At 71.4% G+C, this 24,300-nt stretch carries 19 protein-coding genes; 3 read left to right on the plus strand and 16 right to left on the minus strand.

The window, feature by feature from the left end; all coding sequences use genetic code 11:
• Window positions 1-202: 202 nt before the first annotated feature.
• From ACTOQ3_RS20780 to ACTOQ3_RS20800, 5 genes are all read right to left on the minus strand, one after another.
• Window positions 203-1,417, minus strand: a complete 1,215-nt coding sequence (locus ACTOQ3_RS20780; RefSeq protein WP_440085006.1) for a cytochrome P450 — start codon at window positions 1,415-1,417, stop codon at window positions 203-205.
• Window positions 1,414-3,063, minus strand: coding sequence for an acyl-CoA reductase (locus tag ACTOQ3_RS20785; RefSeq protein WP_440085007.1), 1,650 nt, complete (start codon window positions 3,061-3,063; stop codon window positions 1,414-1,416). The genes ACTOQ3_RS20780 and ACTOQ3_RS20785 overlap by 4 nt, the downstream gene beginning before the upstream one ends.
• Window positions 3,060-4,454: a hypothetical protein gene (locus ACTOQ3_RS20790; RefSeq protein WP_440085008.1), complete on the minus strand. Its 1,395-nt coding sequence runs from the start codon at window positions 4,452-4,454 to the stop codon at window positions 3,060-3,062. Before ACTOQ3_RS20790 ends, ACTOQ3_RS20785 begins: the two co-directional genes overlap by 4 nt.
• Window positions 4,451-10,036: a type I polyketide synthase gene (locus tag ACTOQ3_RS20795; protein WP_440085009.1), complete on the minus strand. Its 5,586-nt coding sequence runs from the start codon at window positions 10,034-10,036 to the stop codon at window positions 4,451-4,453. Before ACTOQ3_RS20795 ends, ACTOQ3_RS20790 begins: the two co-directional genes overlap by 4 nt.
• Before the next feature lie 141 nt (window positions 10,037-10,177).
• Window positions 10,178-10,774, minus strand: coding sequence for an EF-hand domain-containing protein (locus tag ACTOQ3_RS20800; protein WP_440085010.1), 597 nt, complete (start codon window positions 10,772-10,774; stop codon window positions 10,178-10,180).
• Window positions 10,775-11,205: 431 nt separating this feature from the next.
• Between ACTOQ3_RS20800 and ACTOQ3_RS20805 the strand changes: the two genes are divergently transcribed.
• On the plus strand, window positions 11,206-12,021 hold the full coding sequence (locus ACTOQ3_RS20805; RefSeq protein WP_440085011.1) for a hypothetical protein: 816 nt from the start codon (window positions 11,206-11,208) through the stop codon (window positions 12,019-12,021).
• A 113-nt stretch (window positions 12,022-12,134) separates the two neighbouring features.
• Here ACTOQ3_RS20805 and ACTOQ3_RS20810 read toward each other — a convergent pair whose 3' ends face one another.
• Both ACTOQ3_RS20810 and ACTOQ3_RS20815 read right to left on the minus strand, forming a co-directional pair.
• A complete protein-coding gene (locus tag ACTOQ3_RS20810; RefSeq protein ID WP_440085012.1) occupies window positions 12,135-13,412 on the minus strand; it encodes a serine hydrolase domain-containing protein in 1,278 nt (425 codons plus the stop codon).
• 189 nt (window positions 13,413-13,601) lie between these two features.
• The gene (locus ACTOQ3_RS20815) at window positions 13,602-13,844 is read right to left on the minus strand and encodes a DUF6343 family protein (protein ID WP_440066014.1); all 243 of its coding nucleotides are present in this window, start codon (window positions 13,842-13,844) and stop codon (window positions 13,602-13,604) included.
• A 334-nt stretch (window positions 13,845-14,178) separates the two neighbouring features.
• Here ACTOQ3_RS20815 and ACTOQ3_RS20820 point away from each other — a divergent pair, with 334 nt between their 5' ends.
• A complete protein-coding gene (locus ACTOQ3_RS20820; RefSeq protein ID WP_440066013.1) occupies window positions 14,179-14,685 on the plus strand; it encodes an SPW repeat protein in 507 nt (168 codons plus the stop codon).
• A gap of 167 nt (window positions 14,686-14,852) precedes the next feature.
• Here the strand turns inward: ACTOQ3_RS20820 and ACTOQ3_RS20825 are convergent, their stop codons facing one another.
• From ACTOQ3_RS20825 to gap, 5 genes are all read right to left on the minus strand, one after another.
• Window positions 14,853-15,200: an RNA polymerase-binding protein RbpA gene (locus tag ACTOQ3_RS20825; RefSeq protein ID WP_012892502.1), complete on the minus strand. Its 348-nt coding sequence runs from the start codon at window positions 15,198-15,200 to the stop codon at window positions 14,853-14,855.
• 77 nt (window positions 15,201-15,277) lie between these two features.
• On the minus strand, window positions 15,278-15,508 hold the full coding sequence (gene secG, locus ACTOQ3_RS20830) for a preprotein translocase subunit SecG (protein WP_030905020.1): 231 nt from the start codon (window positions 15,506-15,508) through the stop codon (window positions 15,278-15,280).
• 133 nt (window positions 15,509-15,641) lie between these two features.
• Window positions 15,642-16,427: a triose-phosphate isomerase gene (gene tpiA, locus ACTOQ3_RS20835; protein WP_440085013.1), complete on the minus strand. Its 786-nt coding sequence runs from the start codon at window positions 16,425-16,427 to the stop codon at window positions 15,642-15,644.
• A gap of 81 nt (window positions 16,428-16,508) precedes the next feature.
• On the minus strand, window positions 16,509-17,696 hold the full coding sequence (locus ACTOQ3_RS20840) for a phosphoglycerate kinase (RefSeq protein WP_440085014.1): 1,188 nt from the start codon (window positions 17,694-17,696) through the stop codon (window positions 16,509-16,511).
• Complete coding sequence (gene gap, locus ACTOQ3_RS20845; protein WP_362685673.1) at window positions 17,696-18,700, minus strand: type I glyceraldehyde-3-phosphate dehydrogenase; 1,005 nt, start codon at window positions 18,698-18,700, stop codon at window positions 17,696-17,698. The genes ACTOQ3_RS20840 and gap overlap by 1 nt, the downstream gene beginning before the upstream one ends.
• A 215-nt stretch (window positions 18,701-18,915) precedes the next feature.
• Here gap and ACTOQ3_RS20850 point away from each other — a divergent pair, with 215 nt between their 5' ends.
• Window positions 18,916-19,422 (plus strand): hypothetical protein, encoded by a 507-nt coding sequence (locus tag ACTOQ3_RS20850; RefSeq protein ID WP_440085015.1) that lies wholly within the window; start codon window positions 18,916-18,918, stop codon window positions 19,420-19,422.
• A gap of 37 nt (window positions 19,423-19,459) precedes the next feature.
• Here ACTOQ3_RS20850 and whiA read toward each other — a convergent pair whose 3' ends face one another.
• The 4 genes from whiA to uvrC form a co-directional block, all read right to left on the minus strand.
• Window positions 19,460-20,440, minus strand: a complete 981-nt coding sequence (whiA, locus tag ACTOQ3_RS20855) for a DNA-binding protein WhiA (protein WP_329079024.1) — start codon at window positions 20,438-20,440, stop codon at window positions 19,460-19,462.
• 93 nt (window positions 20,441-20,533) lie between these two features.
• On the minus strand, window positions 20,534-21,451 hold the full coding sequence (locus ACTOQ3_RS20860; RefSeq protein WP_440085041.1) for a gluconeogenesis factor YvcK family protein: 918 nt from the start codon (window positions 21,449-21,451) through the stop codon (window positions 20,534-20,536).
• Window positions 21,452-21,465: 14 nt separating this feature from the next.
• The gene (rapZ, locus tag ACTOQ3_RS20865) at window positions 21,466-22,338 is read right to left on the minus strand and encodes an RNase adapter RapZ (RefSeq protein ID WP_440066009.1); all 873 of its coding nucleotides are present in this window, start codon (window positions 22,336-22,338) and stop codon (window positions 21,466-21,468) included.
• A complete protein-coding gene (uvrC, locus tag ACTOQ3_RS20870) occupies window positions 22,335-24,293 on the minus strand; it encodes an excinuclease ABC subunit UvrC (RefSeq protein WP_440085042.1) in 1,959 nt (652 codons plus the stop codon). Before uvrC ends, rapZ begins: the two co-directional genes overlap by 4 nt.
• Between the last annotated feature and the right edge of the window lie 7 nt (window positions 24,294-24,300).

Here is a 24,300-nt window from a genome sequence, read left to right on the forward strand (position 1 = left end):
TCGGTGCGGATGAGGTGATCGGCCGACTCCGGCTCGCCCTGCGACGCATCATGGCTTACGGCCCGGTCGACGCCCGCCCGGCGGCGTCCGGCTGTGACGCCGCCGGGCTCCTGCTCGGTGGTGTTCGTGACTCGGACGGCCGCCCTCCTCGACGTGATGGCCCGTCACCTCCAGGAGCCCTGAGCATCCGAGCACGACAGGTCTACCGGCGCCGGCCGAGCGGCGTCCGGAACCGTACGGGCAGCCGGTCGAAGCAGATGTGGCGGCCGTTCTCGTAGAAGCGCCGGGGTTCGCCGAAGAGCTCGTAGCCGGGATGGCGGGCCAGCTCGCGCAGGACCACGAGGAACTCGGTGCGCGCGAGCTGGGCGCCGATGCAGAAGTGCACGCCCGTCCCGAAACCGAGGTGGCGTGCGAGGCCCCGGTCGAGCCGGAACCGCTCCGGGTCGGGAAACTCGGCGGGGTCGCGGTTGGCGGCCCCGGCGAGCAGGATGACCCGCGATCCCCGGGGAATGACGACGCCGCCGACCTCGACGTCCCGGGTGGTGAGCCGGGTGCCGTGGTCGACCGGCGTCCAGAGCCGCAGCGTCTCCTCGACGGCGGCGGGCATCAGCTCGGGCCGCTTGCGCAGCCGGTCCTGCAGGCCGGGTTCGCGGGCCAGCTGCCACAGCAGGTGCGACAGGGCGTTCATCGAGGTCTCGTGACCGGCGACGGCGAAGCCGACCATCATGACGTGCAGTTCCTCGTCGGTGACGGGCCTGCCGTCGATCGTCTCGCGGACCAGCGTGGACAGGTAGTCGTCACCCGGTTGTTCCCTGGCCCGGCGGATCTCCTCCTGGAACAGCTCGGCGAACTGCGGCCAGAAGCCCTCCGCGCTCTCGTCGCTCGGCATGCGCGCCCAGGTGTTGCTGGTCAGGTCGCGGATGCGGCGCTGCGCCGCATCGGTGAAGCCGACCGCGAGCGACACCACGGCGAGCGGCAGCGGCACCGCGAGCTCGGCGACGAGGTCACCGCAGCCCCGCGCGACGATCGGCTCGACCAGGTCCGCGACCAGGCGGCGCAGTTCCGGTTCGAGCTGTCGCGACCGCGCCGGGGTGAACGGGGGTTTCATCAGGGTGCGGAACGCGGTCTGCCGGGGCGGGTCGTACTCCAGCGGCGCGAAGGGCGGCGTGCCCGGGGCGCGGGGGAAGAAGACCCCCGAGGCCGAGCTGAAGGTCTCGTGGTCGCGCAGCGCCGCCTCCACGTCGCGGTAGTGCGACAGGATCCACACGCCGCCGTACGCGCGGGAGAAGGCGACCCGCGACCGGCTGCGGATGCCGCGGTGGACCAGGCAGGCCAGGTCCGGGTCGAAGCGCGGATGGTGGTGGTCGAAATCGGAGATCAGCTGCTCGACGACGTCCTCTTCCCGCTCCGCCTTCACGGCCGCTCCCCCTGGTCGAGGATCGATCGGGCGTCCCACGCGGGAGCCCCGGGGTGCAGGTGGCCGAAGGGATGGACGTCGGCGGGGTCGTAGGTCTCGTCCACGATCCACTTGACCATCCTGCGCAGCGGCTCGATGGCGTCCTGCGGCAGCTCGGCCCGCACCCGGGTGGCGTAGCCGAGGGACACGAGCCGCTGGGCGCCGTAGAGCGGCACGACGTCGCGCAGCTCCCGCTTGAGCGCCTCGGGATAGACGCCCACGGTCTGCGTGTAGGCGTTCATGCCGCGCACCGCGTCCCAGGCCGAGTCGACGGGCACCACGTTGACCACCCGGCCCGACAGCGAGGGGTGGAACTCCACCGGCTCGGGCAGCCGCGAGACGATGACCGCGCCCTCGTCGCGGCGCCCGCCGATCACGTCGTACCAGTCGGCGCTCGCCCGGATCGCGAGCAGGTCGGCGCGCAGCCCCGGGTCGAACCGCCTGGCCGCCGTGCTGACCTGCTCGGGGAGCCGGAGGATCTCCTCGTACAGCAACTTGCCCCAGCGGGCGGCCCGGCCGGGGTCGGTGACGGCGTAGACGACGCGGGCGTTGAAGCAGCCGAGCTGGTTGAGCGCGCCGACGTCCACCGCGGCGAGCCGGGCGGTCTCGGCCATCCGCTCGTCGTCGGCGAACGCCTCGGGGCCGATGACGGTGGCGCTCAGCTTCGGGTCGAGGGAGATCAGCTCCAGGCCCGGCCTGACGTAGCCGGTGACGTGCCGGATGGAGGCCAGCCCGCCCCAGGCCACGATCTTCTCGACGTGGGCCGGCTGGTAGAGCCGCCGCTCGAACGCCTCGGAGCCGCCCTTCCAGTAGACGACCGAGAGATGGCGGGTGAGCGGGTGGTCGGGGGCCATCTCGGCCATGGTCCGCGCGATCGCGAGCGCGGTCAGCGGGTCGTTCGACGGCGTCTTGACGATGGCGTCGCCACGGGTGACGGCGTTGCGGATCACGGTGAGCGCGGCGATGATCGGGCTGTTGCCGGCGATGACGTGCACGGTCCGCGCGCCGAGGGCGCGGACCGCCGCGCGGCCCCCGTCCGCGGTGGGCACCTCGTGCCACCCGTCCAGGTGCCCGGCCCCGACGGTCCGCTCCACCACCGCCCGCACCGCGTCCGGGCGGAACAGGCCGGGAAGCTGCTCGTACGACGCGGCGAGCAGCGGCGGGGTCATGTCCGACCACGTGGCCGACCGTTCGAGGGCCTCCCTCAGCAACGCGTTGCGCGACGGCGCGAGGCGCGGCCCGAGCTCGGCGAGGAAGCCGACGATGTCGTCGACGCGCAGCGCGTTCAGGTCCCGCATGCGCGCCGGGTCGCCCAGCGGCAGCCGGTCGAGCAGGCCCATCGGGTCGGGGGCGAGGAAGGACGCCTCCGATCCCCGGCCGGTGAAGGGGACCAGGCCGGTGTCGACCGTCTCGCCCCGGATGAAGGCCGGGATCGTCAGGTCGGCCCCCGCGGACTCCCGCCGTGCCCGCTCGTTCCCGGCCGGCGTCTCCCCTCGTGTCCGCTCGTCTCCGATCCGGGTCTCCCGCCGTACCCGGTCGCCGCCGATCCGGGTCTCCCGCCGTGCCCCGTCGTTCCCGGCGAGGGTCTCCTCCCGCCCCGCGCTCATGCCAGCGCCCCGTTGAGGAACTCGAGGGCCTCGGTGAGCGCCTCGGGGGTCGCGGCACATGTGATCTTGTCGTCGCCGCCGTTGCCGCCGAACCTGCCGATGGCGGCCGACAGGCTCGGCGTGGTGCGCCCGCACCGGCACGCCGACCAGTCGACCGTGACCTCGTCACCGGAGACGAACCCGCCCCAGTGCACGTCGGCCATGAGGTCGAGGAAGGCCGCCCGGCCCGTCCGCACCCCGCTGCGCGGCAGCGGATCCCCGGTCTCCGGGTCGAGGACGTAGAGGATCACCCAGGGCTCGACGTGGTAGCGCTCCGCGTCGCAGAGCAGGTTGACCGCCATCACCTCGGTCATCGCGTAGCAGAGCCGCACCCGGGGCACCCCGAAGAAACGCCCGACCGGCTCCGCCCAGTCGGCCGGCAGTGCCGTGCCCTTCGCTCCCCCACCGGAGAAGACGAACGAGTCCGGCGCGAAGACGGACTCGATGCCCCGGACCAGCCCGGCGGTCGCCATGGCGTGGTGGACGCTCCACAGGCCGAGCGAGGCCACGCGCCGCCCGCCGAGCGTGTCGGCCAGCTCCTCGACGAACCGCGCCATCCCGGCACCGGTGGCCCGCTGCGCCTCCTCGAACTCCGCGCGGCGCGCCTTCAGCGCCGGCGGGATCTCCAGCCGGTCGACCTCGCCCCTGGCCGCCGCGGCGCGCAACCGGCCGGCGAGGAACATGACGTCGGCGCTGAGCGAGCCGGGGTGCAGGGCGTGGAACCGGTCGGGGGTGTCCGCCATCTGCTCCGCCATCGCGCCCGCGTGCCGGTCGATCCCGCCGCGCCCGGTGCGGAATCCCGGCCAGACCACGTCCACGGGTTCCCGCCACGGCACGCCGTCGGGAAGCGCGTCCAGGCGCACCGTGCGGTACAGGGCCGCGTACTCCTGGCGGGTGTGCGGGACGAACGACATCGTGCCCGACGTACCGGATGAGTGGGCCAGCCGCAGGTCGGTCCGGGCGTCGAGGAGGTCCAGCCACGCGTCGATCGAGTCGCAGCCGGAGAAGTCGACGCCGCCGAGGTCGACGGTGGTGAGCCTGCCGAGCCAGGTCGCCAGCTGGTCGAACCGGTTGTCCAGGAGCAGGGAGACGGGATACGACTTGTAGACCGTGTGCGGGAAGAGCAGGGGCGCCGCGTCGTCCAGCGTCCCGATCTCCCCGATGCGCTGCTCGTCGGCGATGGTGCGCAGCACCGGGATCCGGTCGCGGAGCTCGGCGTAGCGCATCCGCAGCGCGGCGAGCTGCAGCGCGGCCAGCCGGTCGGGGGCGAGCGTGTGCATCCGCCATCGCGAGGGCCCGAAGAAACCGACGGGATCCTCCGCGAACAGGCGTACCTCGGTGTCCGCCGTCATGGGTCACTCCTTCGCTGCTCGGCCAGATAGTCGGTGATGTCGGAGACCGTGGGGCGGTTCCACAGCAGGCTCATCGGCAGGCTGATCCCCAGCCGTTCGGAGAGCGTCCGGCGCAACATGACCGCCAGCAGCGAGTCGACGCCGATCTCCGCGAGCGGGCGCCGCACGTCCACCGCCTCGGGGTCGGTACGCAGGGCGGCCGCGACCGCCCGCCGCACCTCGTTCCGCAACAGGTCCGCGAGGGGGGCGCCGGACAGGTCCCGCCAGTCGGGGCCCTCGTCCGCGCCGGGGACCGGAGGCGGGCCGGGGTCGCCGGCCAGGTCGCGCAGCAGCGGCGGCCGGAGGATGCCGGGGGTGACGGGCAGGACCCGCAGCACCGCCAGCTCGGCGTTGCCGGACGGCCCGCCCGCGACCAGCGACTCCCACGCCAGGAGCGCCTCCGCCGGGGTGATGTCCGCCGTGCCCCGGGCACGCAGCTCCGCGTCGACGACCGCCGAGGAGGCCGACATGCCCAGGCCGCGCCAGCTCGTCCAGGCGAGGGAGAGGACCGTGTCGTCTCCCCCGGCCCGCCGGTGCCTGGCCAGGCCGGACAGGAAGGCGTTCGCCGCCGCGTACGAGGCCTGCCCCGGGAGGCCCAGAAGCTGCCCGGCGGAGGAGAAGAGCACCAGGAAGTCCAGCGTCCCCGGCGGGAACGCCTCGTGGAGCGCGAGCGCCCCGGCCACCTTGGGCCGCATCACCGCCCGCAGCGCCTCCTCGTCGTACGCGCGCAGCAGCCGGTTGTCGACCACGCCCGCCGCGTGCACCACCCCGCGGACCGGTGGCAGGCCGAGCGTGCCGGGGTCGGCCAGCCGGGCGAGGCCGGCGGTGTCGGCTATGTCCGCGGCGACCGTCCGCACGGTGACGCCCCTCGCCTCCAGGGACCTGACCGCGTCGATCGCGTGCCGCGTCACCGGCTCGCAGGCGGCGTCCCACCGGTTCCTGGGAGGAAGGGCGGTACGGCCCAGCAGGAGCAGCCTGCGGGCCCCCCGGTCGGCCAGCCATCCCGCGACGCGCAGGCCGAGGGCGCCCAGGCCCCCGGTGACCAGGTAGGTGGCCCCGGCCCGGCAGAGCGGACCCGGCCGTGCGGGCCGCCGTCCCGTGACACGCTCCCGCGCCTCGGGGCGGTAGGGCACCAGGCGGGCGCCGCTCGCGGCCCCGTGCTCGACGGCGACGACGTCCTCCCTGCACCGGCTCCCCAGCAGCCGGACCAGGACCGAGAGGTCGTCGTCGCCCGGTTTCCCCGGCAGGTCGACGAGACCGCCCCACACCTCGGAGTACTCCGTGGCGGCCACCCGCGCCAGTCCCCACAGCGCCGTCTGCGCCAGTCCCGCCGCGCTCTCCGGCTCCCTGGCCGAGGAGGTGACGCACCACAGCCGGGCCCGGCCCGCCTCGCCCAGCAGCCGCGCGGTCTCCGCCAGGCGCGCGGCCAGCCGGGTCGCGGCCGCCGCGATGTCCTGACCGGTCTCCATCGGGTCCGTCACGGACGGCGCGGGCGGCAGCAGGACGACCGCGTCGTCCTCCGTCAGGCCGGGAAGCAGCTCACGGAGCCCGTCGAGCCCGGCGGGTCCGTCACTCCCGTCATGCCCGTCACGTCCGGGGACCGTGTCGAACCGGATGCCCCGCTGCGTGAGAAGCCCGCCGAGAGCGTGCGCGAGGCCGTCCCCGTCACCCGGCGCCGTGCTCGTGCCTGTTCCGACCAGCACCACCCGATGTGGCGCCACGCCGGGCGCGCCGTCCGGTGACAGGGCCAGCGGTTTCCAGACCACCTCGTGCAGGAGGTCGTCCGTCCTCGCTCCCGCCGCCGGGTCCGGCTCGGGCTCAGGGGTGGTGTAGCGCACCTCGCGCAGGACGGCCACCGTCCGTCCGCCGAGGGTGGCGACGCGGATGTCGACCGTGTCCGGCCCGGTGGTGGTCACGCCGACCAGCACCCTCCGCTCCGCGGGCGGGTCCGTGACCAGGGTCGCCTCGGCGATTCGCACCGGCATGCGCAGCTCGGCGCGGCCCGCCGGGGCGATGGCCGCGACGCCTCCTGCCGAGAACGCGGCGTCCAGGATCGACGCCCAGGTCGGCCGGGGCAGGGTGCCTTCCGGGTCCGCCGCCACCAGCGCCGTCAGCGTGCCCGGGCCACGGCGCAGTTCCTCGATCCGCCAGGGGAAGCCCATCGCCGCCACACCGGCCCCGGCGAGCGTGTCCACCACCCAGCCGGTGTCGACGGCCTCGTCATCCGGCCCCCCGCCCGACCCGTCGCCCGGCGTGCCCGCCGGTTCACCGGCCGGTCCGTTCTCCGGCCCGTCACCCGGCCCGGCGCTCCAGCGGGCCGCCTCCACGTCGCCGGACGCCTCGGGCCCGTCGCCGAGCAGGGCGGCGCAGTGGGTGAGCCACCCTTCGCCGGGATCCCGGTGGCCGTGGTCCGCGCCGGGTTCCGGAAGGCGTTCCCGGCGGCCGGCGCCGAGGCGGGAGGAGAGCCTGAGCGTCCCGTCCTGGTGAACCACCTGGAGCTCGCGCGACACGGCCGTGGTGACGGGCACCCGCATCTCCACCTCCCGCAGGGTGCCCGCCCCGCCCCGCCCGCCCCCCTCGGCCTCGCGGATCGCCGTGGCCGCCTCGAGGAAGGTGTTCAGCAGCACGGCCGCGGGCACGATCTCCGTACCGCGCACGGGATGGGCGCCGGGGAACGGCCGGGTGGAACGGTCCAGCACCGTCCGCCACACATCGGCCCGGGAGGTGGCGAACACCGCCGTTCGCGCCCCCAGCAGGGTGTGACTCTCCGGGACGTGAGGTCTCCCTGCCGTCTCGGGAAGCTCGTGCCCGGCCCAGTGGGGTACGTGCAGCCAGGCGTTCGCCGGCAGGTCGGCGAGCTCGCCCGCCCCCTGGAGCACGGTCCAGTCCACCGGTACGCCATGGCAGTGCAGCAGGGCGACGTTGCCCGCCATGGCGCGGAGCCCGTCCTCGCCACGACGGAGGCTGTGCGCCACGACGGCGTCCTGGATCCCCGCCGACCCGAGCGTCTCCACGATCGAGTGGCACACCACCGGGTGCGCGGAGACCTCCAGGAACGTCCGGTGGCCGTCCTCGGCCGCGGCGAGGACGGCGTTCGCGAAGAGCACCGGGTCGCGCAGGTTGGTCTCCCAGTAGGAGGCGTCCCGCGCGGCCGGGTCGCGGGGGTCGGGCAGCGCGGTCGTGTAGAGCGGGACGGCGGGCCCGGCCGGGCGCAGGCCGGCGATCGCCGCGCGCAGGCCGGCGCGGAGCGGGTCCATCTGCGGGCTGTGGAAGGCGACGTCGGAATCGACCCGCCGGACCTCGACGCCCTCGCGCGCCCAGCGCGCGGTCAGCCCTTCCAGCGCCTCCGGCGTACCGGCCACCACCGTGGAGTACGGCGAGGCGGCGACGGCCGCCGACACCGTGCCGGCGCCCGCCACCCGGCGGGCCACCTCCTCGTACGGCAGCGAGACCATGGCCATCGCCCCGCGTCCGGTGACCCGCGACAGCAGCCGCGAACGGCGGCAGACCAGCCGGGCCCCGTCCGCCACGTCGAGCACGCCGGCGGCCACGGCGGCGGCGATCTCCCCCACCGAATGGCCGATCACGGCCGAGGGCCGGACACCGGCGGAACGCCAGAGCGCGGCGAGCCCCACCTGGACGGCGTACAGCAGCGACTGGACGCGCCCGGTGCCGCCCAGCTCGCCCGCCCGGATCGCCAGGACCGGGGAGAAGCCCATCTCCACCTGGTAGATCGGGTCCAGCCGTTCGATCACCTCCGCGAAGACGGGCTCCGCGGCGAGCAGGTCCCGGCCCATGCCCGCCCACTGGGCACCGTGGCCGGAGAACACCCACACCGGGTCGCGTCTCCCCCGCGGCGGCACCCGGGCGGAGACGACGCCCCGGGGCGTGCCGGGGGTGTCGCGGGCCAGGGAGCGCAACCGGTCGACGAGTTCCGTCCGGTCCGCGGCCACCACGGCCGAGCGGGCCGTCAGGTGGGACCGGTGGCGGGCCAGCGTCCCGCCCACGGACGCCAGGTCGGCCCGGTCATGGGCGTCGAGCCAGTCGGCGAGCCGTCCGGCGGCCAGGCGCACGGCGGCCGGGTTCGCGCTCGACAGCGGGTACACCCGCACCGGCGCGCACCGCGGGACCGGCTCGGGGGTCCGGTCACGGGTCTCCGGGACGTCGCGGGTCTCCGGGAATACGGCGTGGGCTGCGGGGACGGCGTCCTGGACGGTGCCTTGGACAGTGCCTCGGACGGTGTCTTGGACGTCCTCTTGGAGAACGATGTGCGCGATCGTTCCGCCGTACCCGTATCCGGCGACTCCCGCGAGCCGGGGGCGGCCGGTGGAGGGCCACGGCGTCGTCGCGGTGACCAGCCTGAGGCCGTTGTCACCCCATGGAATGGCCGGGTTGGGCCCGGACAGCATCGGGGTGGCCGGGATGACACCGTGCCCGATCGCGAGCACCGCCTTGATGAACCCCGCGACCCCGGCGGCGGCCTCGAGGTGCCCGATGTTGGACTTCACCGCGCCGACCAGGCAGTGGCCCGCGGTCGTGCGGCCGGCGCCGAGCACCGAGGCCAGCGCGCCCGCCTCGACGGGGTCGCCGACCGGCGTGCCCGTCCCGTGGGCCTCGACGTAGTCGACCGTGTCCGGGCCGACGCCCGCGCTCCGGTAGGCGCGGCGCAGGAGATGCTCCTGGGCCTCGCGGCTGGGAGCCATGATGCCCTCGGTCCGGCCGTCCTGGTGCACGGCGCCACCGATGATCACGGCGAGGACCCGGTCTCCGTCGCGCCGGGCGTCGCCGAGCCGCTTGAGGACCACGACCCCGGCTCCCTCGCCCCGCCCGTACCCGTCGGCCCGCGCGTCGAACGCCTTCGAGCGCCCGTCGGGGGAGATCGCTCCCGCGGCGTCCAGGACCACGCTGTATCCGGGGCCGGCCAGCACCACGACCCCACCGGCGAGCGCGAGCGGGATCTCGCCGAGCCGGAGGCTCTGGCACGCCTGGTGGATCGCCACCAGGGAGGACGAGCAGGCCGTGTCCAGCGCCACGCTCGGGCCGCGGAGATCGAGCGCGTGGGACACGCGGTTCGCGACGCCGCAGTGCGAGGCGCCGACCCCCGTCCACGCCTCGATCCGCGGCAGGTCCTCCAGCAGCCGGCGCCCGTAGTCGTCGGCGGCGACGCCGGCGAAGACGCCCGTGTCGGATCCGGCGAGGTCCGCGGGCGGGATGCCGGCGTGCTCCAGCGCCTCCCAGGCGACTTCGAGAAGGATGCGCTGCTGGGGGTCCATCAACCGCGCCTCACGCGGCGAGATGCCGAAGAATTCGCTGTCGAATCCTGATATGTCGGCCAGGAAGCATCCGCGAGCCGTGGTCCGGCGGAGGACCGCCGCGTCCTCGGGGCCGCGGTCCGCGTAGCGCGCCCACCGGCCGGAGGGAACCTCGCCGACCGCGTCGCCCTCGTCGAGCAGGAATCTCCAGAAAGCCGCCGGGGAGTCGATCCCCGCGGCGAACCGGCATCCCAGGCCGATCACCGCTATCGGTTCGTGGATGGTGGGCACGCGAGCCTTCCTTCCGGGGGTTCCGACGGAGACGAAAGGCTCCTGGCGTGGCCGGAGAATCACGCCAGGAGCCTTTTCGACGTCAACGGTTCGTCAAACCCGGACGGACCGTCATAGGGCCGTTAAAGAACCGTCAACAGGTCAGAGCTTCACCCGGTTGCCGTCCCAGATGTCCTTCTCCCAGATATCACCGAAAAGCCAGTTTCCCGGGGCATCGGGGTCGAGGCTCGTGTAGAACTCCTTCCACGCGATGACGAGTTCGTCGACCGAGAGATTTCCGTTTCCGTTCACGTCGAGCCTCGCGAAGGAGATGCGGCTGTTCTCCTCGGACGTGCCGAACGCCTTGTGGAACCTGGCGAACTCCTCCGCTCCGACCGTGCCGTTGTCGTTCTTGTCGCAGAGGTTCCACAGGGCCTGCGCGGCCGGCCGGAACGCCGTCTCGAAGCCGCTGGGATCGTCGATCCAGGCCTGCCGCATGCCCTCCCTGAACTCCTCCGGGGTGATCTTGCCGTCGTGGTCGGCGTCGAGCTTGCCGGTGAGATGCTGCCAGAACTGGCCGAAGCTGCGGAGCAGCTCAAGGGCCTTGGGCGAGTCGAAGGGCTCCTCGAGGTAGGCGATGACGCGCGCGCCGAGCGCGATGCAGTCGGCCATCTCCAGGATGCCGTCGTCGTTCTGGTCGCCGTGTCCGAAGCACACGTCGTACTTGCGCTCGATGAGGTCGCGTTGCAGGAGTTCCACCACCGTGACACCACTTTCTCGCCGATGGCCGCGAAGAATGACGGCCGATTTGAATTCGACGACGGCTTGTCGCCGCCGGTATTGCCAGCGATGAATAATGAACGCAGGGGGGGAAGCCCACGGTTCATGCCATTTCCGTGAGCATCGAGTTTCCCCTGATCAGCGGCACCTACGGTTGATTATTATTGCGTCAAACGTGCGCCGTCAAGACGGCTGATACATTTCTTTTGCAGGCTGGAAAGGCCGCGTATCGCCCGATATATCACTACAAAGAATAGGAAATTAAATGGGCGTTCATCGCGGCCCCCAGGCGCGCCGACCGGCCACGTCCGCGACCGGCCCCGCCGTCCGTACGGCCCTCGCCACCCCCGGCGGGCGCGGCGGGCGCGGCGATCCTATGGTGAGGACGAACCGCGACCCGAGGAGCCTTCGTGAACGACCTGCCCATCTGCGTCACCTGCGGGGTCCAGTACGCCGCCCCCCGGGAGAACTGCCCGATCTGCGAGGACGAGCGGCAGTACGTCGGCTGGGAGGGGCAGCGCTGGACCTCCCTGAACGAGCTGCGCGCGACCGGACACCGGTCACTGGTCGCCGAGGAGGGCACCGGGGTGGTCGGGGTCGGCACCGACCCCGCCACGGCCATCGGGCAGCGGGCGCTGCTGGTCCGCACGCCCGGCGGCAACGTGCTGTGGGACATGGTCACCCACCTCGACGACGAGCTGGTCAGGCAGGTCACCGAGCTCGGCGGGATCGACGCCATCGCGATCAGCCATCCGCACTTCTACGGCTCGATGGTGGAGTGGGCGCACGCCTTCGACGCGCCGATCCACATCCACGCGGCCGACCGCGACTGGGTTGGCCGCCCCGACGACTCCGTCGTGTTCTGGGAGGGCGACACCCACGAGATACGCGAGGGGCTGACGCTGATCAACGCGGGCGTCCACTTCGACGGTGGCCAGGTCATGCACTGGCGCGACGGCGAGGAGGGCCGGGGAGCCCTGTTCTCCGGCGACATCCTCCAGGTGGTCCAGGACCGCCGCTGGGTCGGCTTCATGTACAGCTACCCCAACCTCATCCCCGAGCGGCCCGGCACGATCCGCCGCGCCCTGTCGCTGCTGGAGCCGTACTCCTTCGAACGCGTCTACGGCGGCTGGTGGAAGCGGATCGTGCACACCGACGGCGCCGAGGCCGTCCGCCGCTCCGCCGACCGCTACCTCTCCTATGCCCTGGACGACCGGTCGAGGTGAGAGGGGGCCTCTCACCGATGCGGCACCGGAGCAGAGCCTCCGTGGTGAGAGACCGGAAAGGGGATCCGGGTCTCTCACCGCGGGGAGCTCCGGGAGGGCCTCGAGACCCGGGTTCAGAAATACCTCGAGGTGAGGTCGGCCGTCGGCCAGGAGGTCACCGCGCGCGCCGTCTGGCTGAGGAGCGGGTCGATCACGTCGAAGTCGGGCGACCCCTCCTCCTCGCGGCGGTTGAACGTGGCGCAGTAGGAGATCCCGCCGCTCAGCCGGGCCAGATAGGTGAACGTGCCGGGCATCGAGCCCGAGTGCCAGGTGTTGATGCCGCTGCCCGAGGTCCGGACCCACCAGCCGCCGCCGTACCAGGATCCGCCGGAGTTGACGCCGGTCTCCGGCTTCGCGAACAGCTTCGCGATCGAGGTGGCGTTCAGGACCGGACCGGCGGCGTCGAAGACCATCGCGAACTTCACCATGTCGACCGCCGAGGCGGTCCAGCCGCCGTTGGCGTCCTGGTTGGGCATGTTGAAACCGCCGTAGGGGTACGGCACGACGGTGCCGGAGCCGTCCACGACGGATTTGTTGGTGTACTTCGAGACGTAGTTGACCTCGCCCGTCGGCGACTCCGCCCGCAGGCTGCGGCCGAGCCGCATCCTGGTGACCCCGGCGGGCGCGAGGAGTCTCTGCTTGACGTACGACTCGTAGCTCGTGCCGGAGACCTTCTCGATGATCCGCCCGAGCAGCGCGTAGCCGTAGTTGCAGTAGACCATCTTGGAACCGGGGTCGAAGTCGAGGGGGCGGGCCGTGGAGTAGCGGATGATGTCGGCGTGGCCGATCGGCAGCGGCACGTCGAGCGCGGCGGAGATCGTGTGGTCCAGCCAGAGCCGGTCCTTGGAGACCGCGGTGTCCCAGCCGCCCAGGTGCTGCATGAGCCTCAGCACGGTCACCTTGGCCAGCCTGGGGTCCGCCGCCGCCGAGAGCCCGAGCAGCGTGGTGACCGGAGCCGAGAGGCTGAGCCTGCCGTCCTGGACCAGCCGCATGATCGCGGCGCAGGTGATGTGCTTGCTCAGGCTGGCGACGCGGAACAGCGAGGTCGGCTGCACGCGCGCGAGGATCGGCACGTTCTGGGCGTTGCGCACCGAGTACGTCCCGTACCCGCGCGCCAGCAGGATCCTGCCCTTCCGCGCGACCGCGAGCTGCGCGCAGCCGATCTCGCGCTCCGTGATGTACTTCTTCATCACGTCGTCGAAGCCCTTCAGCGCCGCGGGGACGACCCCGCTGACGAGCGGCTCCCTCGCCGCCGCCCGCGCGGGCCCCGCGCCCAGGGCGAGCGCGGGCACGGCTCCGACGCCCGCCTGGAGGAACCGCCGTCGCGTGACCCCGTTCGTGCTTGCCGTCACTGGTGACCCCCACGTCACATAAGCATCAGGAAGCCCCATATATTACGGATCTTCCTGATACCTCGTGCGGATGATCAGGACGACTCCCCGGCCCGCGACCGCCACGTCCGCCCCGGGGACGGCGCGATCGGCCGCGCAGACCGGCGAGACGAGCCGCCGGCCACGAACACAGCCCGTGCGCGCGGTCTCCTACTCGAAAAGGGTGTGCCGCTCACCGCGCCGGCGTCTGCGGGCGATCCGGATCCCGACCACCACGATGTCCACCACGGCGACGACCGCCGGCACGGCCAGGGCCACGGCGAGCGCGGTGATCCCGGCCCACGCCGACAGGAGGGCCAGAGCCGTGCACACCACCAGGCCGAAGACCGCCAGGAAGAGCCGCAGATTCAGCGCGCTCTTCGGGTGGTCGTGCGTTCCCGTCTTCTCGTCCATAAGGTCACCTCCGGGCAACCTCGCTCCCCTCGGCTCTCGTGTTCGCGCGAGAGGGTGTGACCCGTCTCGTACCCAGGACGTCCCGCGCCACCCGTGGCGCCATCGTGGCGACCGTGCCGGTTCACGACGGGTTCTCCTCCTCCATCGCCCGCACCGCGAGGGGTCACGACGTGGCGGGCTCACCGGAGCCGACCGCCGGATTCCGTCTCCCGGCGATGTCATTAGACAATCTTGTCCTGTTTTGGGCTCTTTGGAGCTTATGCCGGGTATATCACTATAAATACGCTTTGGCGGGACATCGAAACTACGGGAGACCGGTAAGGGGGAATGGGGCATGACGAGACCCACAAGTCTGGAACACCACCCCGATCTCATCGAGATGCGGGAAAGGTACGAACGAGCAGGCTCCAGCTCGATAGCCCAGGTCATCGAGGGCCTGAGCCTCCTGGCGGGCCTGTATCTGGCGATCTCACCCTGGGTGGTCGGCTTCAACGGCCTGTCCAGACTCACCGTGAGCAACCTCGTCACCGGCATCGCGGTCGCCGCCCTGGCCCTCGCCTTCGCGTCCGCCTACGGCCGGACGTACGGGATCAGCTGGGTCGCGCCGGTCATCGGGATCTGGACCATCCTGGCTCCCTGGATCACCGGCTCGGCGACGAGGGGGAGCATTTGGAACAACGTCATCACCGGCATCGTCATCCTGCTGCTCGGCCTGGGAGCCGCGGCGATGGCCTCCAAGAAAATGACTAACATGTCGCAAAGGAGAGGCATGTCCCACATGGGCGACACGTCCAACAGGTCAGACATGCCGCACAGGCCCGACCTACCCAACAGGCCCTAGTCAAGGCGCGGCGCGCGGCGGAGGCCGCCCCGGGAGCGCCCGGCCCCGCCCCGCGGGCTCCCGACGAGTCGCGGCCACGGCACGCGAAAGACCCCCGTGAGGATCTCCCACGGGGGCCTTTCAGGCGTGCGTACCGGTGCCGCCGGACCGTACGGGCGAGGACCCGGCTAGTAGATCGGGCGCGAGGAGGAGCGCAGCCGCTCCAGGGCCTCGGCCAGGATCTGCGCGCCGTCCTTGTCGCTGCGGCGTTCCTTCACGTACGCGAGGTGCGTCTTGTAAGGCTCGTTGCGCGGCGGCGCGGGCGGGTTGGCCTCGTCCTGACCGGCGGGGAGGCCACACCGGGGGCAGTCCCAGAACTCGGGAACGGCCGCGTCGCTGGCGAAACTGGGGCGCGTCTCATGCATGTTCGCGCACCAGAAAGGCACCCGCACACGGGGGGCCGCCTCGCCGCGCTCCGCCTCCCCCATCGGGCCGGCACCGACACGGCTGCCACGGATCGCGTTGCCACTACCCACGGATGAACTCCTTGCTCGATGGCCCCGACGCTTGGGGATGCGGGGACTGAACCACTGTCACGCCTGTTGAAGCCGGGTCAGGGCCGCAGAAGCAGGCCCAGCGCGATGATGCAGACGAACCAGACGACACCGGTGATGACGGTGAGCCTGTCGAGGTTGCGCTCCACCACGGAGGAGCCTCCGAACGACGACGAGAAACCGCCACCGAACAGATCCGAGAGACCACCGCCCTTGCCCTTGTGGAGCAGGACGAGCAGCATCATCAGCAAGCTCGACAGGATGAGGGCGATGGAGATTCCGATTGTCACCGTTGACCTGTTCCCTATGTGCGCGTGACCCGCGTCCGGGCACGACCCGTGATGTACGCCGAAGGCGTGACGATTCAAACTTGCTCTAAGAGGGTATGACGTGCTGTCAAGTCGTACCCACCGAATGACTCAGTCAGCTCGACAATTCGCCAAAACGGCAAATCTTGACGAACTCCCCGGGGTCGAGGCTCGCGCCACCGATCAGGGCACCGTCGACATCAGGCTGGGCCATGATGCCGGCGATGTTGTCAGACTTGACCGACCCACCGTAAAGGATACGGACACCGGCGGCCACTTCGGCGTCGTACAGCTCGGCGAGTCGTGACCGGAGTGCCCCGCAGACCTCCTGCGCGTCGTCCGGGGTGGCCACCTCGCCGGTGCCGATCGCCCACACCGGCTCGTAGGCGAGCACGACGGAGGCGGCCTGCTCGGCGGTGACCTTGCGGAGCCCGCCGTCGAGCTGGGCGACGCTGTGGGCCACCTGGCCACCGGCCCTGCGGACCTCCAGGCCCTCCCCTACGCACAGGATGGGGGTGAGCGAGTGCCGGTAGGCCGCCTGCACCTTGGCGTTGACGACGTCGTCGTCCTCGCGGTGGTACTGGCGGCGCTCGGAGTGCCCGGCGAGCACGAAGGTGCAGCCGATCTTGGCGAGCATGGTCCCGGAGATCTCGCCGGTGTAGGCGCCTCCGTCGTGCTCGGACAGGTCCTGCGCGCCGTAGACGATCCGCAGCTTGTCGCCGTCGACCAGGGTCTGCACGCTGCGCAGGTCGGTGAACGGCGGCAGCACGGCCACCTCGACCCGGTCGAAGTCCTTGTCGTTCAGCGCGAAGGCGAGCTTCTGGGTGTGCGCGATGGCCTCGAGGTGGTTGAGGTTCATCTTCCAGTTGCCTGCCATGAGCGGCTTGCGAGGTGTGCTCATCGTTCGCTCACCACTCCTTGTTCACTGCGCGGACGGCTTCGGTCGTCGACCGGCCACTCCGCTCACCGCGTGGGTTCACTTCTACCGCTCCAGCGCCACGAGTCCGGGGAGGGTCTTGCCCTCCAGGTATTCGAGGCTGGCCCCGCCACCGGTGGAGATGTGCGAGAACCCGTCCTCGGCCAGGCCGAGCCTGCGCACGGCGGCGGCCGAGTCTCCACCGCCGACGACGGTGAAGGCCTCAGAGGCGATCAACGCCTCGGCGACCGCGCGAGTTCCGCCGGAGAAGGCCTCGAACTCGAAGACGCCCATCGGGCCGTTCCAGAACACCGTCCTGGCGTCGGCCAGTTTGCCCGCGAACAGCTCCCGGGTGCGCGGGCCGATGTCGAGCCCCTCGCGGTCGGCCGGGATCGCGGTGGCGTCGACCACCTCGTACTCGGCGTCCTCGGCGAACTCGACGGCCGCCAGGACGTCGACCGGGAGGACGATCTCCACGTCGCGCTTGCCCGCCTCGTCGAGGAAGCCGCGCACCTTGTCGAGCTGGTCCTCCTGGAGCAGCGACCTGCCGACCTCGTAGCCCTGGGCCTTCAGGAAGGTGTAGGCCATGCCGCCGCCGATGAGGAGCCGGTCGACCTTGGTGAGCAGGTTGCCGATGACGCCGAGCTTGTCGGAGACCTTGGCACCGCCGAGCACCACGACGTACGGCCGCTCGGTGTCGTCGGTCAGCTTCCTGAGCACCTCGACCTCGGCCAGGACCAGCCGGCCCGCGGCGTGCGGCAGCAGGCCGGGCACGTCGTAGACGCTGGCGTGCTTGCGGTGCACCGCACCGAAGCCGTCGCCCACGTAGACGTCGGCGAAGGCGGCGAGCCTGGCGGCGAAGGCGGCCCGCTCCTCGTCGTCCTTGGACTCCTCGCCCGGCTCGAAGCGCAGGTTCTCCAGGAGGGCCACCTGGCCGTCCTGGAGGGCCTCCACGACCTCCTGGGCGGAGGTGCCGACCACGTCGGTCGCGAAGGCGACGTCGGCGCCCAGGAGCTCACCCAGCCGCTTGGCGACCGGGGTCAGGGAGTATTCCGGGTTCGGCTTGCCCTTGGGGCGTCCCAGGTGCGCGACGACGACCACGCGGGCACCTCGGCCCGCGAGCTCCTTGATCGTCGGCACCGAGGCGCGGATGCGGCCGTCGTCGGTGATGACGTCCCCCTCCAGGGGGACGTTGAGGTCGGCGCGCACCAGGACACGCCGACCGTCCACGTCGAACTCGGAGATGTCCTTCATCAGAGGTCGGCGCCGACCAGCTCGATGAGGTCGACGAGACGGTTGGAGTAACCCCACTCGTTGTCGTACCAGCCGACGACCTTGACCTGGTTGCCGATCACCTTGGTGAGGGGCGCGTCGAAGATGCAGGACGACGGGTCGGTGACGATGTCGGAGGAGACGATCGGGTCCTCGCTGTAGGTGAGGTAGCCCTTGAGCTCGCCCTCGGCCGCGGCCTTGAGCGCGGCGTTGACCTCCTCGACGGTGGTCTCGCGGCCGACCTCGACGGTGAGGTCGGTGGCCGAGCCCGTGGGGATCGGCACGCGCAGCGCGAAGCCGTCGAGCTTGCCCTTGAGCTCGGGCAGCACCAGGCCGATGGCCTTGGCGGCGCCGGTCGAGGTCGGCACGATGTTGATCGCGGCGGCGCGGGCGCGGCGCAGGTCGCTGTGCGGGGCGTCCTGCAGGTTCTGGTCCTGCGTGTAGGCGTGGATCGTGGTCATCAGACCCTTCTCGATACCGAAGGTGTCGTTGAGGACCTTGGCCATCGGCGCCAGGCAGTTGGTGGTGCAGGAGGCGTTGGAGATGACCGTGTGGCTGGCCGGGTCGTACTTGTCGTGGTTGACGCCCATCACGACGGTGACGTCCTCGTTCTTGGCCGGGGCCGAGATGATGACCTTCTTGGCGCCGTTCTCGGCGTGCACGCGGGCCTTGTTGGCGTCGGTGAAGAAGCCGGTCGACTCGACGACGACGTCCACGCCCAGGTCGCCCCAGGGCAGCTTGGCGGGGTCGCGCTCGGCGAACGCCTTGATCGTCTTGCCGTCCACGATGATCTCGTCGGCGGTGCTCTTCACCTCGTACGGCAGGCGGCCGAGGATGCTGTCGTACTTCAGCAGGTGGGCGAGCGTGGCGTTGTCGGTCAGGTCGTTGACCGCGACGATCTCGATGTCCTTGCCGCTGGCAGCGACCGCGCGCCAGAAGTTGCGGCCGATGCGGCCAAATCCGTTGACGCCTACGCGGATGGTCACGGTGCCGATCTCCTCGTACGTCGGTGCGCCGGTCTCTCGGATCGGCGACTTGGGGCGGGCTGAAACCTCAACCACGAACCTTATCGGACCCAAATTGGCCTAGACCACTTGAGGGGGTGCTCCGTTATTCGTTAACCCACGAACAGGTATCGCACCATTCAAGTAAAGTGCCCGACTCGTCACTGTAAATACCTCCAACCCCAAGAGGAACTGCCATGACAGACAACGATCCGCACCTGGCGAACGGGCTCCTACCAGGCATTGTCGCCGGTCTCCTGGCCACCGTCGCCGGTGCCGCGGCCTACGGCGCGCTCATCGCCTTCAGCGGGTACGAGATCGGATTCGCCGCCGTCGGCGTCGGTCTCCTCGTCGGCCTCGCCATGATCGCGGTCAGGCCGACCAGCCCGGTACTGCCGCCGCTGGCCGCCTTCTTCTCCCTCGCCGGCGCCGCCCTCGGCCAGATCGCCGGGGCCGTCATCGCCTGGGTGCGGCTGTCCGGCGAGGACTACGGCTCCGCCGTCGTCCGGGTCCTCGACGCCTTCCCGGACGCGATCAGGAGCGCCCCCATGGCGCTGCTGTTCTGGGTGGTCGCCGCCTACGCGAGCTTCAGCTTCGTGAACAGGCGCGTCAAGGCCGCCCGCGCGGCCCACGACGCCTCGTCCGTCCCGCAGCCGGACGAGGCCGGCCGGGTGAACTACTTCGAGCCCAAGAAGCAGCCGTGAGCGGCGGGCCCTTCCGCGGCCCGATCCGGAGAGGGACCTACGGGGCCAGCATGTCGACGGTGAGATTGGCCTCGGTGTTGGGGATGCCGATGTCCTGGGCGCGCTTGTCGGCCATGGCCAGCAGGCGGCGGATGCGGCCGGCGATGGCGTCCTTGGTCAGGGGCGGATCCGCGAGCTGACCGAGCTCCTCCAGGGAGGCCTGCTTGTGCTCCACCCGCAGGCGGCCGGCGATCACCAGGTGCTCGGGGGCCTCCTCCCCGAGGATCTCCAGGGCCCGCTGGACCCTGGCCCCCGCGGCGACCGCGGCGCGGGCCGAACGGCGCAGGTTGGCGTCGTCGAAGTTGGCCAGCCGGTTGGCCGTCGCACGGACCTCGCGGCGCATCCGCCGCTCCTCCCAGGCCAGCACGCTGTCGTGGGCGCCCAGCCTGGTCAGCAGCGCGCCGATGGCGTCGCCGTCACGGACCACCACCCGGTCGACGCCGCGCACCTCGCGGGCCTTGGCGTGGATCTTCAACCGCCGCGCGGACCCGACCAGCGCGAGCGCCGCCTCCGGCCCGGGACAGGTGACCTCCAGCGACATCGAGCGCCCCGGCTCGGTGAGCGAACCGTGCGCCAGGAACGCCCCCCGCCAGGCCGCCTCGGCGTCGCAGGTCGCCCCCGCGACAACCTGGCGGGGCAGGCCGCGGACCGGGCGCCCGTGGTTGTCGATCAGACCGGTCTGGCGGGCGAGCGCCTCCCCGTCGCGGTAGACCCGCACGAGGTAACGCGAGCCCTTGCGCAGTCCGGCGGGGGCCAGGACGAGCACCTCCGCCTTGTGCCCGAAGACCTCACCGATGTCCTTGATCAGCCGCCGGGCGGTGACATTGGTGTCAAGCTCGGCCTCGATCACGATCCGGCCGCTCACTAGATGCAACCCGCTCGCGAACCGCAGCAGCGTCGACACCTCGGCCTTACGGCAGCAAGGCTTCAGGACCGGCAGCCTGCTCAGCTCGTCCTTGACCACACCTGTCATCGCCATGCGCGTTCGTCCTCCCCCATACAGACCCCATGCGGCCCGAGATAAATCGGGCTCACAGAAGTTTCTCGCACTCCTGAGCACCGCTGACCAGGATCAACGCTTCTCACGGAAAATCTCGTCCAGGACGGAGGCAAGACGTTGTGCATCGTGTCGCGGGGAGCCGTCCTCGTCCGCCACGGAGGCGAGGACCAGCCGCCCGCCGAGGTCGGCCGCGGCCTTCTCCAGCTCGTCGCGGTCCTCGATCACCCCGGTGTCGGCGATGACGACGTCGATCTCCAGGGAGGGCGCGTGCTGGCGCAGCACCTCCAGGTGCTTCTGGGGGGAGAAGCCGTCGGTCTCCCCCGGCTGCGGGGCGAGGTTCAGCGCGACCAGGCGGCGCGCGCGGGTGGTGTGCAGCGCCTCGGCCAGCTCGGGCACCTTCAGGTGGGGCAGCACGCTGGTGAACCAGGATCCGGGGCCGAACACCACCCAGTCGGCGTCGAGGACCGCCTGGACGGCCTCGGGGCACGCCGGCGGATCCTCGGGAAGCAGCGAGATGGCCCGGACCCTGCCGGGCGTGAGGGCGCAGGCCACCTGGCCGCGCACCGTGCTCACCTCACCGTCCAGCTCGACCTCGGCGGCGATGTCGAGCGGCACCGAGGACATCGGCAGCACCCGCCCGTGCGCGCCGAGCAGCCGCCCCAGCCAGTCGAGCCCGGAGACCGTGTCGCCGAGCCGCTCCCACAGCGCCACGATCAGCAGGTTGCCGATCGCATGGCCGTGCAGGTCGCCCTCGCTGCGGAAGCGGTGCTGGACGACCTCGCTCCAGGTGCGCCCCCACTCGTCGTCACCGCACAGGGCGGCCAGGGCCATCCTCAGGTCTCCCGGGGGGAGCACGCCGAGCTCACGACGGAGACGGCCGCTCGACCCTCCGTCGTCGGCGACGGTGACCACCGCCGTCAGCCGGGAGGTGACCCTCCGCAACGCCGACAGCGAGGCGTACAGCCCGTGTCCTCCACCCAGTGCGACGATCTTGAGACCTTCGTTCACTCCCGGCCCACATCCCGATGGCTCACCTGCACCTCCATGCCACCCCTATCGCGCAGCCGGCCGCCGAGCTGCTCGGCCATGGCGACACTGCGATGCTTGCCGCCGGTGCAGCCGACGGCGAGCGTGGCGTAGCTCTTGCCCTCGCGGGTGTAGCCGGAGGCGATGATGGCGAACACCTCCTCGTAGGCGTCGAGGAGTTCCTTCGCACCCGCTTGGTTGAGAACGTACTCCCGCACGGGAGCGTCCAGTCCGTTCATGGGGCGAAGTTCGGGAACCCAGTGGGGATTGGGCAGGAACCGGCAGTCGACGACCAGGTCCGCGTCGACGGGCAGGCCGTACTTGTAGCCGAAGGAGACGACGTTGACCCGCAGGCCGGGGCGGTCCTCGCCGCCGAAGAAGGCGACGATCTTCCCGCGGAGCTCGTGGACGTTGAGGTTGGAGGTGTCGATCACCAGGTCGGCGTTGGCCCGGACCTCGCGCAGGATGCCGCGCTCGCGGGCGATCCCGTCGACCAGGCGGCCGTCGCTCTGCAGCGGGTGCGGGCGGCGGACGTTCTCGAACCTGCGGACCAGCTCCTCGTCACTGGCCTCCAGGAACACCACGCGCACGGCGACGCCGCGCCCCTCCAGCTCCTCGATCGCGCTGTTGAGGTCGCTGGTGAAGGCCAGGCTGCGCACGTCGACCACCGCGGCCACCTTGTCGGCGGCCAGCTTGACCCGCCCCGCCTCCTCGGCCATGGCGAACAGCAGCCCGGGCGGCAGGTTGTCGATGACGAACCACCCCAGGTCCTCCAGGGCCTTGGCGGCGGTGCTCCGCCCCGCCCCCGACATTCCGGTGACGAGGACGAACGCGGGCTCTCTTTCGCTCATGGGTTCTGCCCCTTCAAGACCGACACGATCGTCTCGGCCGTCGAGGGGCCGATCCCGGGAACCTCACAGATCTGCGCCGCGGTCGCCTCCCGCAGCCGCTTCACCGATCCGAAATGCTTGATCAACGCCTGCCTGCGGGCCGGGCCGAGACCGGGGACCTCGTCCAGAGCGCTTTCCTTGACGCTCTTCGACCGTTTGGATCGATGGTAGGCGATGGCGAAGCGGTGGGCCTCGTCGCGTACCCGCTGGAGAAGGTAAAGGGCCTCGCTGGAGCGGGCGAGGATCACCGGCAGGTCCTCGCCGGGCAGCCAGACCTCCTCCAGCCGCTTGGCCAGGCCGCACACCGCCACGTCGTCCACGCCCAGCTCGTCGAGCGCCCTGCGGGCCGCCGCGGCCTGCGCGGGACCGCCGTCGACGACGACCAGGTTGGGCGGGTAGGCGAACTTGCGCGGTTTGCCGGTCTCCGGGTCGATGCCCGGCGTCCGCAACCCCTCCCCCGGCTCTTCTGCGGCCTCTTCCTCGGGATCGGCCCCGGCGTCCGCGTCGAGCTCCCCGGTCGCGGAGCGCTCCTCCAGATAGCGCTTGAACCGGCGGGAGATCACCTCGTGGATGGAGGCGACGTCACCCTCGGTGGAGCGCACGGAGAACCTGCGGTACTCGCTCTTGCGGGCCAGGCCGTCCTCGAACACCACCATGGAGGCCACCACGTTGGTGCCCTGGATGTGGGAGACGTCGTAGCACTCGATGCGCAGCGGCACCTGGTCGAGGTCGAGGGCGTCGGCGACCTCCTGCAGCGCCCTGCTGCGCGCGGTCAGGTCGCTGGCCCGCCTCAGCTTGTGCTGCTTCAGGGACTCGACGGCGTTGCGCTCGACGGTCTCCATCAGCGACCTCTTGTCGCCGCGCTGGGGGACCCTGATCTCCACCCGTGCCCCGCGGTGCTCGCCGAGCAGCTCGGTGACCGCCTCGGCGTCGGGGGGCAGGACGGGCACCAGCACCTCCCTGGGCAGCGCCTCGGCGGCCGCGTCGCCGTACATCTGCAGCAGGAACTGCTCGACCAGCTCGCCCGGCGCGACCTCGTCGACCTTGTCGACCACCCAGCCGCGCTGTCCCCTGATCCGCCCGCTGCGCACGTAGAACACCTGGACGGCGGCCTCCAGCGGATCCTCCGCCAGGGCGACCACGTCGCAGTCGGTGTTGTCGCCGAGGACCACGGCCTGCTTCTCCATCGCCCGCTGCAGCGCCTGGATGTCGTCACGCAGCCTGGCGGCCCGCTCGTACTCCTGCGCGACGGCGGCCTCGCGCATCTCGCGCTCCAGCCGCTTGACGAACCGGCCGGTGTTGCCCGCCATGAACTCGCAGAAGTCGTCGGCCAGCTCCCGGTGCTCCTCGGCGGTGACCCGGCCGACGCAGGGGGCGGAGCACTTGTCGATGTAGCCCAGCAGGCAGGGGCGGCCGATCTGCGCGGCCCGCTTGAACACCCCGCCCGAGCAGCTCCTGATCGGGAAGACCCGCAGCAGCAGGTCGACGGTCTCCCTGATCGCCCAGGCGTGGGAGTAGGGGCCGAAGTAACGGGTGCCTTTGCGCTTGGCGCCGCGCAGCACCTGGACCCGGGGGAACTCCTCACCCATGGTGACCGCGAGGTAGGGGTAGGACTTGTCGTCGCGGTACTTGACGTTGAACCGGGGGTCGTACTCCTTGATCCAGGAGTATTCGAGCTGGAGCGCCTCGACCTCGGTGCCGACGACCGTCCAGTCGACGTCCACGGCCGTCGTGAGCATGGTCTGGGTGCGCGGGTGCAGGCCCGCGAAGTCGGCGAAGTAGGAGTTGAGCCGCTGGCGCAGGCTCTTGGCCTTGCCGACGTAGACGACCCGGCCCTCGGCGTCCTTGAACCGGTAGACGCCCGGGGACTCGGGGATGGACCCCGGCTTCGGCCGGAAACTCACCGGACCACCCACAGATCTC

The organism is Streptosporangium sp. LJ11, assembly GCF_051918945.1.
Taxonomy (GTDB): domain Bacteria; phylum Actinomycetota; class Actinomycetes; order Streptosporangiales; family Streptosporangiaceae; genus Streptosporangium.

Excerpts from the sequence above, each read along its gene's own strand:
- ACTOQ3_RS20785 (WP_440085007.1), bottom strand. The coding sequence starts at position 3,063 with ATGAGCGCGGGGCGGGAGGAGACCCTCGCCGGGAACGACGGGGCACGG.
- ACTOQ3_RS20790 (WP_440085008.1), bottom strand. The coding sequence starts at position 4,454 with ATGACGGCGGACACCGAGGTACGCCTGTTCGCGGAGGATCCCGTCGGT.
- ACTOQ3_RS20815 (WP_440066014.1), bottom strand. The coding sequence starts at position 13,844 with ATGGACGAGAAGACGGGAACGCACGACCACCCGAAGAGCGCGCTGAAT.
- ACTOQ3_RS20820 (WP_440066013.1), top strand. The coding sequence starts at position 14,179 with ATGACGAGACCCACAAGTCTGGAACACCACCCCGATCTCATCGAGATG.
- tpiA (WP_440085013.1), bottom strand. The coding sequence starts at position 16,427 with ATGAGCACACCTCGCAAGCCGCTCATGGCAGGCAACTGGAAGATGAAC.
- ACTOQ3_RS20840 (WP_440085014.1), bottom strand. The coding sequence starts at position 17,696 with ATGAAGGACATCTCCGAGTTCGACGTGGACGGTCGGCGTGTCCTGGTG.
- ACTOQ3_RS20850 (WP_440085015.1), top strand. The coding sequence starts at position 18,916 with ATGACAGACAACGATCCGCACCTGGCGAACGGGCTCCTACCAGGCATT.
- whiA (WP_329079024.1), bottom strand. The coding sequence starts at position 20,440 with ATGGCGATGACAGGTGTGGTCAAGGACGAGCTGAGCAGGCTGCCGGTC.
- rapZ (WP_440066009.1), bottom strand. The coding sequence starts at position 22,338 with ATGAGCGAAAGAGAGCCCGCGTTCGTCCTCGTCACCGGAATGTCGGGG.